We start from the raw sequence: 13,252 nt of genomic DNA, 5'->3' as shown, positions 1-13,252 counted from the left end.
GAAAACCTATCTATTTTGTGTAAAGACACAATTCTCTTACTAATTTTACTATTTATTAAGGTATTTATGAAAAACATAGTAAGAGAAGAGGAGAAGTTCATCCATGGATGAACTTCTCCTCTTCTCTTCGTCTAATAATATATGACTCCATCAACCAATAAGTTAAATCAGCATTAGTCCTTTAGCTTAGGAAGTGCTATCGTTTGTCCTTCGGTTAATACAGAATACGTTAAGTCATTTGCCTGCTTGAGGGCGGTTAAGGAATAGCCCGTTTTTTTAGCAATTTTTGCGAGTGTCTCTCCTCTTTTTACTTCATAATACTCAGTAGACTCTGTTTTTGAGTCATTCGCTTTACCATTTGATTGCTCTGCTGTCTTCAAAGCATTAGTCACCGATTTACTGATTATTAGTGATTGAAGTAACGCTTGTTCTTTCGGTTCTAGAGAAGTCGCCGCTGTTTGCTGAGGAATCGTAATCTTTTGGCCAATATAAAACATTTCTTTAGTCTTTGAATTTTGTTTTAAAATGGCTGTTGCTGACACACCAAACGTCTGGCTAATGGTGGCGAGAGAATCTCCTTTGCTTACTTCATAGACGACTGCTTCTTTTTTTAGCTGTTCTTTGACTGCTTCCTTATCAAACGAAGGTTTCTTTTCTTCTGCCAAATTAGTCACTACTGGTTTCTTCTTTTCTTGATCGTATTCAGTTAATTGATAGGTTTCAATCAACGCATTTAATTTTTTATCGTAATATGTATCCGTTGCATAGCGACCTGTTAAAAATTTTGTTGCCTGCTGATAATTCGTCGTGTTTGCTTTCAAAACGCCGTGATAAAACGTTGGATTACCCGCCAGCCCATTGATGATTAATTTACTATAGTCTGTTAATGACTCTTTATAGGAAGGATACTGACGAAAATCGGCATGAATGGTGGTCATCTTCCCTTTACCATCATCTTCTTGTGTGGAAAAGCTGACACTTTGACCTTGATAAGCGCCTTTAATGCCAAACAAATTATAATTTGGCGGCGCCGCTAACGCACTATTGCCCGAGCCACTTTCTAAAATAGCTTGAGCTATCATGACAGAAGCGTATAGATCATGTCGCTGACCAATAACTCGTGCTTCTTCACCGATTTTTATAATAAACTCAGAAGTAGAAGCATTCTCTTGGACAACAAAATTTGCCTCGGCTTGTTGTTGAATTCCTGCTTGCTTTTCCTTTTCTTGACTATTGTCTACCTCTGAATGTACCAACGGCTCTTTGGTCTTTTCAGTTAATGTAGAATTTTGTGGTTCCTGATTATGAGGCGGCTTTTCAGTGAGTGCTTTACGCTCTTCAGACGCTGGTTGCTCACTTTGTAACGATTCGGTTGGTTTAGTACTAGCAATTGTCTTTTCTTGTGGCGGTAAACTATTTTCAGATTCTAATGGTTCCACATTATTTTCCTGATGGTCACTGCTGTCATTTTGTGTTGAACTTTCTTGTTGTTCAGACGAACTTATTATTGTTTCGTTCAGCGTTGAAGAAGTAAGGGTTCCTTGGTCTTGATTGGCTTGGTCCGCTCTTTTTTCTTCCAGCGATAGCTGTCGACTTTCGTCCCTCGTTTCGGTCTCTTCTTGAGCGATTAATGGTTCCGAATTGTAGTAACTGGCGCCCGCATAAATCCCTAAAATTCCAATACATACCAACTTCAAATATCTTGCCTTTCTTTTTTTCATCGCATTTCTCCTTCATTTACCTCTTTATTTCTGCTAATAATTGCTCTATCTGTTGGTACATTCCTGTTGATTCATTCTTGATGGTCAGCATTTGTTCACAATAAGCTTGGTACTCTCTTGCCACTTGCTTCATGCGTGTTAAAGTTGCTAAACGTTGTTCCATCTCTTCATGAACTGTTGCAACTTGTTGGTTAGCTTGGGCAATTGTTTCTTTTGCTTGACGTTTGGCTTCTAATAAGACTTCACCAATTTCTTTTTGAGAAAGCGTAACGGCTGTGTCTAAGTTCTCTTCGCTAGTCTGTCTCTGTTGTATCTTTGCTTCAGACAATTGTTTCTGTAAAGAAGTGATAGTTGCTTCTTTATCACTTAACGTTTCTTTAACATCTTTAAGTTGAACATCTTTTTCGACTACTTGTTTTTGTAATGCTTCCACTTCATTGGTTTGCATTAATAATTGCTCCGTTAGTTTTTTTATGGATTGCTGATATAGTTGATTTTCTTCTTCTAGTTTTTCAGCAAAAGAAAACGATTCTTCCGACAGTTCAGTCGGCACTTCTTGCTTGACCTGCTTAACTTTTGCAGCTTGCTCTTTTGCATAAACAACCTCGTCATCAAAGCTTGCTTCCTCTGTTACCGTTGGTTGTGCTTTCATCGATTGTTCATTTTCAAAATCCGGCATCTTCTCATACTCCTCATCTTCATTGTTTTTAGTCAAAAATTGCCACATTTGTTTCTCCTCCTTCGTACCTTTTACACCGTTAACATATAGCCTTTTGAGCGAATTGTTTTGATATATTGTGGTTTGTTCACATCTTGTTCAATTTTTTTACGCAAATGGAAAATCACATTAGCGACACGATATTTTCGTTCATTCGCAGTATCTTTCCAGACATTTTTGTAGAGTTCTTCATATGTAATTGTTTGTCCTGCGTGTTTGTATAAATACTCTATTGTGAAAAATTCCAATTTTGTTAAAAGAATTTCTTCTCCACTTCCCAAGCAAACACTCAAATTTGGCGCAATTAAATACAATCTCTCAGAAAGATTCTTAGTAACTGTTTGTTCCTCGTTTGCAATAGCTAATTTAGGATAAAAAAGTCTTTTTACACGTTGCAATAAATTACTCATGCTTAACATGCATTCTTGACGATCATAAGAATGATCAAAAACGCCATCTGCACCTAATTGTAAATAAATAATTCGATTGACTTTACTAATTACTTCTGTCCGAGAAAATAACCAAATCGGTAAATCTGACTGCTTGCGAATCGTCATTAATAACTCACAACAAGTATTTACTTGCTGGTGGTCAGTAACTTCAATCACTAATCCATCAATATGGTGCAAATGAAGAAGTATATTTGTTCCTTGGATGATCTGACATTCTACTTGATTACTAACAAACCAATTTTGACAGTATTCTTTTGTTTCAATTGTCAAAGGAACGACACCAATTGTATATTTTTCCATTTTTCCACCTCAATCTTCCTAATATTCCCCTTCAAAATATAATAATTTTTATTTATATTCTATTAATAAATAAAAATTACCAACTACTAGTTTTCAAAAAATGATTGCTATTACTAAATTTTATCGAATAAAAACAAGGCTGTCTAGCTAAAATGAAGCCTTTAAATTATCATCTTTTTTGTTAAATGAGTAAATATTTGAGAAAATACTATAAGCAAAGATATTATTTAGATTATTTATTCTTTATGTAAAAAAAAGCTTACGATTTTTCAATCGTAAGCTTTTAGAATACTTTTTTTATTTTTACATCATACCGCCCATGCCCATTGATGGATCCATCATAGGAGCTGGTGCAGCTGGTTCTGGTTTGTCTGCAACAACTGCTTCAGTTGTTAATAATAAAGCTGACACAGAAGCTGCATTTTGTAAGGCAGAACGAGTTACTTTTGTTGGGTCAACAATACCGGCTTCAACCATGTTTACCCATTCACCGTTAGCTGCATTGAATCCAATACCTAAGTCAACATTTTTTAGTTTGTCAACAATCACTGATCCTTCATAACCAGCATTTTCAGCGATTTGACGGATTGGTTCTTCTAATGCACGAACGACAATCTTGATCCCTGTTGCCACATCGCCTTCAGCTTCTAGCGCAGCGACTTTACCAATTACATTGACAAGTGCAGTACCACCACCAGAAACCATGCCTTCTTCTACAGCGGCACGTGTTGCGTTTAACGCATCTTCAATTCGTAATTTTAATTCTTTTAATTCTGTTTCAGTTGCAGCACCGACTTTAACGACAGCAACCCCGCCAGCTAATTTAGCTAAACGTTCTTGTAATTTTTCACGATCAAAATCAGACGTTGTTTCGCCGATTTGGTTTTTAATTAAATGAACGCGGGCATCAATGGCTTCTTTTGAACCAGCACCTTCGACAATTGTTGTGTTATCTTTGTCGACAACTACTTTGCTAGCATTTCCTAAGTTTTCAATAGTTGTGTCTTTTAACTCTAACCCTAAGTCGTCAGTGATTACTGTACCACCTGTTAAAATAGCAATATCTTCAAGCATCGCTTTGCGGCGGTCACCAAATCCTGGCGCTTTTACTGCGACAACATTAAATGTACCACGAATTTTGTTCAATACTAATGTTGGTAGAGCTTCCCCATCAACATCATCCGCAATGATCAATAGTGGACGGCTTTGTTGTAGAATTTGTTCTAATAAAGGTAAGATATCTTGAATATTTGAGATTTTTTTGTCTGTAATTAAGATATATGGATTTTCTAAAACAGCTTCCATTTTATCGTTGTCAGTAACCATGTATTGAGATAAATAACCGCGGTCGAATTGCATTCCTTCAACCACATCTAATTCTGTTTCAATCCCTTTTGATTCTTCAATGGTAATTACGCCGTCGTTACCAACTTTTTCCATTGCATCGGCAATTAATTGGCCGACTTTTTCAGAACCTGATGAAACAGCAGCGACTTGTGCAATCGCTTCTTTTGAATCAACTACAGATGAAATATTGTGTAATTCTTCTACTGCTGTTTTTGTTGCTAATTCAATCCCACGGCGAATACCTAATGGGTTAGCTCCAGCAGTTACGTTTTTTAAGCCTTCACGAACAATGGCTTGTGTCAAAACAGTCGCTGTTGTTGTTCCGTCACCAGCAATATCATTCGTTTTAGAAGCAACTTCTGAAACTAATTTTGCGCCCATGTTTTCAAAATGATCTTCCAATTCAATTTCCTTAGCAATTGTTACTCCATCGTTAGTAATCAATGGTGAACCAAATGATTTTTCTAAAACAACGTTACGACCTTTAGGGCCTAATGTCACTTTCACTGTATCTGCTAATACATCTACTCCGCGTAGCATTGCTGCACGTGCATCTTCTGCAAATTTAATCTCTTTTGCCATGATTTCTTCACCTCATAATTTTTTTCTTCTATTATATTATTCTGTAAAAGTTGTTTATTATTCAACAGTGGCAATAATGTCTTTGGCTGATACAATTAAGTATTCTACGCCTTCGTATTTCACTTCTGTTCCTGAATATTTTTCAAACATTACTGTGTCACCAATTTTTACTTCCATCGGAACTTTTGTGCCATTTTCAAGCACACGACCTTCACCTACTGCGATAACTTCACCTGTTTGTGGTTTTTCTTTTGCAACGGATGCAAGAACAATTCCTCCAACAGTTTTTTCTTCTTCTTTCGCGACTCTAATTACGACGCGATCGCCTAATGGTTTTAACACAATAAATCCCTCCAAATAAAAAGTTTTCGCTTATTTTAGCACTCGATACACAAGAGTGCTAACTCACACTATTTATAATACTCATTTCACTCTAAAAATGCAAGTCTTTTCTCTCTTTTTCTTGTCAATTATAAGATACGCATTTTTTATTGCGTATTCTTTTTTCATGGAATGTTTTTCCAATCCTTTAATTCATGGTAAAATAAATTGACTACGATTGGAGGCGAATAAAATGAAACAACGTTTACTTACAGCACTAATAGCAACATTCGTTTATTTTGTGATAGCGAATTTAGGAAATCTTGTTTTCAGTGTCACAGAAGGAATTGTTTCGACACTTTGGGAATCTCTTTTCTTTTTCTTATTCGTTTTTCTTTTATTAGGATATCGCAATAATCGTAAAAAATAATTATAGAAAGGATTAACCATGACCTTAAGAAAATCAAGTTTATTTATTTTAGTCACATACATTATCGCTTTTTTCGGGCCGTTACTTTTTTCGGGTATTTCCCCCAATGCAGCGATTAATGTGACAACTGCTCTCTACATTATTGGCGCCCTTGTAATGATTGGCATCTTTTTAAAAACAACAGAACCTTCTCCTTTAGAGGAAACAGCAACCTTGAAATCACCTATTTTTATTTTTTTACTAGGTGTTAGTGGGATTTTCATTGCCATGCTGATTCAAGGGGTTACTTTTGCCATTGAAGTAGCCATCACAGGAGAACAAGCTACTTCTCAAAATACACAAGCTATTGTAGCGGTGATTTTGGCAAATCCTTTATTTATTTTGGCAACTACTATCGGTGGTCCGATTATGGAAGAATTCGTCTTTCGTTATGCATTTATCCATTTAATCCAGCCTTTTACAAATTTCTGGATTGCGGCTACTGTTAGTTCGGCGATTTTTTCACTCGCACATGCCGATGGTCACTTTTTTGTTTATTTCTTTATGGGATTTTTCTTTGCTCTTTTGTACAAGCAAACTGGAAAAATTTGGACCTCAATTATTGCCCATTGCGGCATGAATACGATTGTGATTATTGTTCAACTACTTTTGCATAATGGTGCAATTCAATAAGAAAAGGGCCTTCGTCTAAACGACTAGGCCCTTTTCTTTTGCTTATTCTTCTTCGTCAATCAATTCGTTGTCATGATGTAAGAAATAAATCAATGTTTGTAATTCGTTGGTTAAGTCAACATTTTGAATTAATACTTCAGGTGGCGCTACTAAACGCGCAGCCGTAAAGTTTAGAATTCCTTTAACCCCTGCTTCGGCAAGTTTGTTTACAACTTCTTGCGCTTTGCGAGCTGGAATAGTTAAAATAGCTACTTCGATTTGTTGAACACGAATTTGTTCCATCATATCTTCCATTGGATAAACCGGAATACCGTCAACAATGCGTCCCACAATATCTTCATTCACATCAAATGCGCAACTTACACGAATACTGTTGCTTTGATGGAATTTGTACTTTAATAAAGCACTTCCTAAATTACCAACCCCGATTAATGCGACATTGGTTAACTCATCTTCATTCAACGTTTTTGCAAAAAAGTTCATTAAGTTTTCAACATCATAGCCGTACCCACGTTTACCTAATTCACCAAAATATGAAAAGTCACGACGAATAGTCGCACTGTCTACTTGTACCGCTTCACTTAATTCAGTTGATGAGACTTTATTTTTTCCTGTATCATGTAACATTCTTAAGTAGCGATAATATAAAGGAAGGCGTCGCGCCGTTGCTTTTGGAATAACTTGATCTTTCACAATTGGACCTCCAATACTTTCACTTAAATCTTATCCATTAACATAATAGCAGTTTTTCACAATAAAAAGCAATTCTATGGCTCAAAAATAGCATTTTTCTTCAAAAGTTTGTGATAAAAGGTATAAACCTTCACAAAGCATTTTTTGATACGTGCTATTTTAGCAGATTTTATGCTACACTAAGGGCAATGAATTTAGAAATGAGGACTACTGATGATTTTATTACAAGCAAATCAAGTTGCCCGGCATTTTGGCTCGGAAACATTGTTTGAAAACATACATTTAGAAATTGCAACAAAAAGTCGGATTGCCTTAGTTGGTCGTAATGGTGCTGGAAAATCGACTTTTTTAAAAATCATTGCAGGCATTGATGCTCCCGATAGCGGAACCATTGCCAAAAATAAAACTGCTACGTTAGGTTATTTAGCTCAAAATACCGGCTTAGAATCAGATAAAACCGTTTGGGAAGAAATGACAAAAGCCTTTGCTGACATCCTAGAAATGGAACAGCGTATGCGAGAATTAGAAACCAAAATTAGTGAAATGGAGCCAACCACTTCCGTTTATGAAGGAATTTTAAAAGAGTACGATCAATTGCAACATACGTTTTCTGAAAAAAATGGCTACGGCTATGAAAATGAAATTCGCTCAGTCCTTCACGGCTTTGGCTTTGATGAATCCTTTTACACGAAAGATATTCAAACCTTATCTGGTGGTCAAAAAACCCGGCTTGCATTAGCGAGAATGCTTTTACAAAAACCAGATATTTTAATTCTGGACGAGCCTACAAACCACTTAGATATCGAGACGCTTTCTTGGCTGGAATCTTATTTGCCAAGCTATGCCGGCGCCCTATTGATTGTTTCCCACGATCGTTATTTTTTAGATAAGGTAGTTAATGAAGTTTATGAACTGAGTCGCAAAAAAATGACTCACTACAAAGGAAACTATTCCAAATACTTAGAGTTAAAAGCAGAACAATTAGCCAGTGAATGGAAAGCGTATGAAAAGCAACAAGAAGAAATCAATAAGTTAGAAGATTTTGTTGCCAAAAATCTGGTTCGTGCATCTACAACGAAACGTGCACAAAGTCGCCGAAAAGTATTAGAAAAAATGGACCGTTTAGACCGACCTCAAGGAGATGAAAAATCGGCGCATTTTCTTTTCGATAGTGAAAAAGTCTCGGGAAATGTTGTTTTACAAGTCGAAGATGCCGCCATTGGTTACGACCAAGAACATATTTTATCCGAACCTATTCATTTGGATATTCGTCGCAAAGAAGCCATTGCCTTAGTCGGACCGAACGGAATTGGTAAATCTACTCTCTTGAAATCAATTATTGATCGCATTCCTTTCATTAAAGGAAGTAAAACTTTTGGCACCAATGTTTCTGTAGGTTACTATGACCAAGAGCAAGCCAATTTACATGGCAATAAAACGGTCTTAGCGGAATTATGGGATGAACACCCAACCACACCTGAAAAAGAGATTCGAAGTATTTTAGGCGGCTTTCTCTTCAGTGGAGACGATGTTGAAAAAACGATTCCTTTATTAAGCGGTGGCGAAAAAGCACGTGTGGCATTAGCAAAATTAGCGATGGATCGTGACAATTTCTTGATTCTCGATGAGCCAACCAACCACTTGGATATCGATAATAAAGAAGTTTTAGAAAATGCGCTGATTGATTATGAAGGAACCATCCTCTTCGTTTCCCATGACCGTTACTTTATCAATCGAATTGCAACAAAAGTTGTTGAGCTTTCTGAAAAAGGCAGCAAACTTTATTTAGGCGACTATGATTATTATTTAGAAAAGAAACAAGAGGAAGAAGAAATCGCTGCCCTCTTAGCTAATGAAGAAGCGGCGAAAAAACCCGAACCAGTTACAGCCAAAAATACCTTTTATCAAAACAAGGAGCAACAAAAATTACTCCGTACTTTGCAGAGAAAAATAACACAAGTCGAAGAAAATCTTGCTCAGTTAGATACGACAATTGCACAATTAGAAGCACAAATGAGTCAACCAGACATTCTAGAAAATCATGTTGAGTTGCTGGCTTTAAACCAACAATTAGATGACGCTCGTCAGCAACAAGATGAACTACTTGAGCAATGGGAAAATTTCAGTTTAGAATTAGAAGAAATGGAAAATAACAATTAACGGAGGGATTCACTATGGCTTCCAAAAAAATCAGTTTAACGAAGCCCAAATATCAACAAATCGCCGTTGATGTTGCGGAAAAAATTGCAGAAGGCAAATTACATGTTGGAGATAAAATCCATGCCCGTTCCACCCTAGCTAACCAATACCAAGTGTCGCCAGAAACAGCTCGCAAAGCCATTATCGTTTTAGTTGATTTAGAAATCGTTAAAGCCAAACACGGCAGCGGCTTCTATGTGGCATCAAAAGAAAAAGCGCAGGACTTTGTGACACAATATCAAGACGTTCAAACGATTGCTGAAATTAAAGAAGAATTGCTAGATAGCGTAGCGAAACAAAAAGAAGAACTTACTCATTTTTCTAGCATTCTAGATACTCTTGTTGAACAAACAAAGCGTTTTGATTCTTTCAATCCAATGAATCCCTATTCATTAGTTTTAACAGAAGAAGCTGCTTATCTTGAGGCGACGATTAGCGAAATGAATTTTTGGCAAAACACTTCGGCAACGATTATCGCCATCAAACACAAAGAAGAGCTTCTGGTCTCACCTGGTCCATATGCAAAGATTTCGTTGAACGACACACTTTATTTTGTTGGACATGACGAATCAACCTTACAACGTGTCCAAAATTTCTTTTATCCTTAAACAAAAAAGTGACTACTTATCTTGCGGTAAATAGTCACTTTTTTTATTTATTATTTCTATTTTTCATAAAAACCCACTATAAAACCTAGTTAAAATACTGTTTTTCTTCATTTTCAGAAAGATTTTCATCTAATTTGACAAAGTGACAACTTTATAGTAGTCTGATGTAGTCACTTTTTTAATGAGGAGGAACAATGATTTGCCAAAAGTAAAAGTAAATCACCTTACCAAGATCTTTGGTAAGAAAACCAAACCGGCACTTGAAATGATTCGTGCCAACAAAAGTAAAACAGAAATTTTAGAAAAAACGGGTGCCACAGTCGGTGTTTATGATGTAAATTTCGAAGTTGAAGAAGGCGAAATTTTCGTTATTATGGGGTTATCAGGAAGTGGAAAATCAACATTAATTCGTTTATTAAATCGTTTGATTGAACCAACTTCAGGAAATATTTATATTGATGGACAAGATATTTCTTCTTTAGATAAAGAAGGATTACGTGAAGTACGTCGAAATAAAATGAGCATGGTTTTCCAAAACTTTGGTCTTTTCCCCCATCGAACTATCTTAGAAAATACGGAATATGGTTTAGAAATTCGTGGTGTTCCTAAAGAAGAACGCCAAGCAAAAGCTGAAAAAGCCTTAGAAAATTCTAGCTTAATTGCTTTTAAAGACCAATTACCAAGTCAATTATCTGGTGGGATGCAACAACGTGTCGGCCTTGCTCGTGCCTTGGCTAACGATCCAGAAATTTTATTAATGGACGAAGCGTTCTCTGCTCTTGATCCGTTAATTCGTCGTGAAATGCAAGACGAACTATTAGATTTACAAGAAAATGTCAAAAAAACCATTATCTTTATCACACATGATTTGAATGAAGCTTTACGAATCGGCGACCGGATTGCTTTGATGAAAGATGGTCAAATTATGCAAATTGGGACTGGAGAAGAAATTTTAACCAACCCAGCCAACGAATATGTGCGAACCTTCGTGGAAGATGTGGATCGTTCAAAAGTCTTAACTGCCCAAAATATTATGGTACCTGCTTTAACTACTAACATTGAAATTGATGGCCCAACTGTTGCTTTAAAACGGATGCGTCAAGAAGAAGTGAGTATGTTACTTGCCGTGGATAAAAAACGCCAACTAAAAGGCGTTGTACGCGCAGAAAAAGCTTTAGAAGCGCGTAAAAACGGGACTTCTCTTGTAGAATGTGTGGATCCAGAAATTCAAGCAATCGACAAAGATATGTTAGTGAATGATATTTTCCCACTGATTTATGATGCACAAACGCCTCTTGCCGTGACTGATAACGGCAAACTATTAGGCGTGGTCATCCGTGGTAGCGTACTTGAAGCACTTGCAGAAACAGAGGTGAACGAACATGAATAAGTATCAATTACCTGTCGCGTCTTGGGTTGAAAGTTTTACTGATTGGTTAACTTCAACATTTGCTGGATTATTCAGCTTTTTACAAACAATTGGTCAAAGTGTAATGGACAACATTACTGCCTTACTAACAGCCGTACCACCACTTGTGCTGATCGTGCTATTAACGATTGCTGCTTTCTTTATTTCTAATAAAAAAATTGGCTTAAGTTTATTCACGTTTATTGGCTTAATGTTTATCTATAATCAAAACTTATGGAACGATTTAATGAGTACCGTTACGTTAGTTTTACTTTCTAGTGTTATTTCCATTATCATTGGTGTGCCACTAGGGATTTTAATGGCGAAAAGCGAAAAAGCCAAAAGTATCATTACACCGATTTTGGACTTCATGCAAACAATGCCTGGTTTCGTTTACTTGATTCCAGCCGTTGCATTCTTCGGAATTGGTATGGTTCCTGGGGTCTTCGCCTCTGTTATCTTCGCTTTACCACCAACCGTACGCTTTACGAACTTAGGAATTCGACAAGTGCCAAATGAACTTGTTGAAGCAGCTGATTCTTACGGTAGTACTGGCTGGCAAAAATTATTCAAATTAGAATTACCTTTAGCCAAAAACACGATTATGGCTGGTGTTAACCAAACAACCATGCTAGCCCTATCAATGGTAGTTATTGCTTCAATGATTGGTGCGCCTGGATTAGGACGTGGCGTCCTTTCCGCTTTACAACGTGCACAAGTCGGGAACGGTTTCGTAAATGGTGTGGCTTTAGTTATTTTAGCGATTATCATTGACCGTTTTACTCAACATTTAAATAATAAAAAAGCAGCCCCTAAAGCAGCTGGTGCCACCTCTAAAAAGAAAAAATATGGGATTATTGCAGCGGTTGTTGTAATTGTTGCTGGCTTAGTTGGTGCTTCAATTTTTACAACAACAAATGATAAGCAAATTTCTCTTTCTTATGTGGAATGGGATACCGAAGTAGCCTCCACACATGTGGTTGCCGAAGTCTTAAAAGATATGGGGTATGATGTTAAAACGACTCCTTTAGATAACGCAATTATGTGGGAATCTGTAGCTAAAGGTGAAACAGATGCCATGGTTGGTGCGTGGCTGCCAGGAACTCACGCAGAGCAATATAAACAATATAAAGATAAATTAGACGACCTTGGTGAAAACCTTAAAGGCGCGAAGCTAGGAATTGTCGTCCCTTCTTATATGGATGTTGATTCTATCGAAGATTTATCTGATCAAGCTGGGAAAAAGATTACTGGAATTGAACCTGGGGCTGGTGTTGTTGCAGCAGCAGAGAAAACTAAAGAAGCTTATCCTAATTTGAAAGATTGGTCTGTTGAAACTTCTTCATCAGGTGCCATGACTGTCGCCTTAGGACAAGCAATTAAAAACAACGAAGACATCGTTATTACTGGCTGGTCTCCTCACTGGATGTTTGCAAAATATGATTTAAAATATTTAGCTGATCCAAAAGGCACTATGGGCGGCGAAGAAGCGATTCACACAATGGCTCGCCAAGGCCTAAAAGAAGATCAACCAGAAGCTTACAAAGTGTTAGATAATTTCCATTGGACAACTAAGGATATGGAATCTGTCATGTTAGAAATTAACGAAGGCAAAGACCCACAAGAAGCTGCACGCGATTGGGTTGATTCACATAAAGACCAAGTAGCAGAATGGAAAAAATAATTCTTAACAAATGACTTCCCCATCTATTAAAAGAGGACGTTGAACAAATTGTTCAACGCCCTCTTTTTTCGAAAAAAAAACCACTCAGTTGGGTAGACTGAGTGGAAAGGAGTTATT

The 13,252-nt window shown here is 36.9% G+C and carries 12 protein-coding genes; 6 read left to right on the top strand and 6 right to left on the bottom strand.

The genetic code is table 11. The features are described from left to right. Nucleotides 1-173 precede the first annotated feature (173 nt). The 5 genes from IGI97_RS04030 to groES all read right to left on the bottom strand — a co-directional run bounded on the left by IGI97_RS04030 (nt 174) and on the right by groES (nt 5,462). The gene (locus IGI97_RS04030; protein ID WP_379896892.1) at nt 174-1,721 is read right to left on the bottom strand and encodes a glucosaminidase domain-containing protein; all 1,548 of its coding nucleotides are present in this window, start codon (nt 1,719-1,721) and stop codon (nt 174-176) included. A gap of 16 nt (nt 1,722-1,737) precedes the next feature. Further along, nucleotides 1,738-2,448: a hypothetical protein gene (locus tag IGI97_RS04025; protein WP_379896891.1), complete on the bottom strand. Its 711-nt coding sequence runs from the start codon at nt 2,446-2,448 to the stop codon at nt 1,738-1,740. A 23-nt stretch (nt 2,449-2,471) separates the two neighbouring features. Beyond that, nucleotides 2,472-3,191 carry a response regulator transcription factor gene (locus IGI97_RS04020; RefSeq protein WP_185946592.1) on the bottom strand — a complete coding sequence of 240 codons (720 nt, stop codon included), beginning with the start codon at nt 3,189-3,191 and terminating at the stop codon, nt 2,472-2,474. A 303-nt stretch (nt 3,192-3,494) separates the two neighbouring features. Next, nucleotides 3,495-5,120, bottom strand: coding sequence for a chaperonin GroEL (gene groL, locus IGI97_RS04015; protein ID WP_002362559.1), 1,626 nt, complete (start codon nt 5,118-5,120; stop codon nt 3,495-3,497). A gap of 57 nt (nt 5,121-5,177) precedes the next feature. Then, nucleotides 5,178-5,462 (bottom strand): co-chaperone GroES, encoded by a 285-nt coding sequence (groES, locus tag IGI97_RS04010; protein WP_002356531.1) that lies wholly within the window; start codon nt 5,460-5,462, stop codon nt 5,178-5,180. Nucleotides 5,463-5,694: 232 nt separating this feature from the next. Between groES and IGI97_RS04005 the strand changes: the two genes are divergently transcribed. Both IGI97_RS04005 and IGI97_RS04000 read left to right on the top strand, forming a co-directional pair. Next, a complete protein-coding gene (locus IGI97_RS04005) occupies nt 5,695-5,871 on the top strand; it encodes a hypothetical protein (protein WP_002356530.1) in 177 nt (58 codons plus the stop codon). A gap of 18 nt (nt 5,872-5,889) precedes the next feature. Further along, nucleotides 5,890-6,543, top strand: a complete 654-nt coding sequence (locus IGI97_RS04000; protein WP_002356529.1) for a CPBP family intramembrane glutamic endopeptidase — start codon at nt 5,890-5,892, stop codon at nt 6,541-6,543. Between the two features lie 42 nt (nt 6,544-6,585). Here IGI97_RS04000 and IGI97_RS03995 read toward each other — a convergent pair whose 3' ends face one another. Beyond that, entirely contained in the window at nt 6,586-7,236 is a 651-nt protein-coding gene (locus IGI97_RS03995) for a redox-sensing transcriptional repressor Rex (protein ID WP_002356528.1), read from the bottom strand. 213 nt (nt 7,237-7,449) lie between these two features. Here IGI97_RS03995 and IGI97_RS03990 point away from each other — a divergent pair, with 213 nt between their 5' ends. The 4 genes from IGI97_RS03990 to IGI97_RS03975 all read left to right on the top strand — a co-directional run bounded on the left by IGI97_RS03990 (nt 7,450) and on the right by IGI97_RS03975 (nt 13,135). Continuing rightward, entirely contained in the window at nt 7,450-9,396 is a 1,947-nt protein-coding gene (locus IGI97_RS03990) for an ABC-F family ATP-binding cassette domain-containing protein (RefSeq protein WP_002365037.1), read from the top strand. Between the two features lie 14 nt (nt 9,397-9,410). Next, nucleotides 9,411-10,043 carry a GntR family transcriptional regulator gene (locus IGI97_RS03985; RefSeq protein ID WP_002356525.1) on the top strand — a complete coding sequence of 211 codons (633 nt, stop codon included), beginning with the start codon at nt 9,411-9,413 and terminating at the stop codon, nt 10,041-10,043. 199 nt (nt 10,044-10,242) lie between these two features. After that, nucleotides 10,243-11,433: a quaternary amine ABC transporter ATP-binding protein gene (locus IGI97_RS03980; RefSeq protein ID WP_438738032.1), complete on the top strand. Its 1,191-nt coding sequence runs from the start codon at nt 10,243-10,245 to the stop codon at nt 11,431-11,433. Next, nucleotides 11,426-13,135, top strand: coding sequence for an ABC transporter permease/substrate binding protein (locus IGI97_RS03975; RefSeq protein ID WP_002356521.1), 1,710 nt, complete (start codon nt 11,426-11,428; stop codon nt 13,133-13,135). The genes IGI97_RS03980 and IGI97_RS03975 overlap by 8 nt, the downstream gene beginning before the upstream one ends. The last annotated feature ends 117 nt before the right edge of the window (nt 13,136-13,252 follow it).

Origin of the sequence: Enterococcus sp. DIV2419, assembly GCF_051711865.1 — a bacterium.
In the GTDB taxonomy this organism is placed as follows: domain Bacteria; phylum Bacillota; class Bacilli; order Lactobacillales; family Enterococcaceae; genus Enterococcus; species Enterococcus faecalis.
Note: the sequence above shows the minus strand (reverse complement) of the source record. Positions and strands in the feature narration are given on the sequence as shown.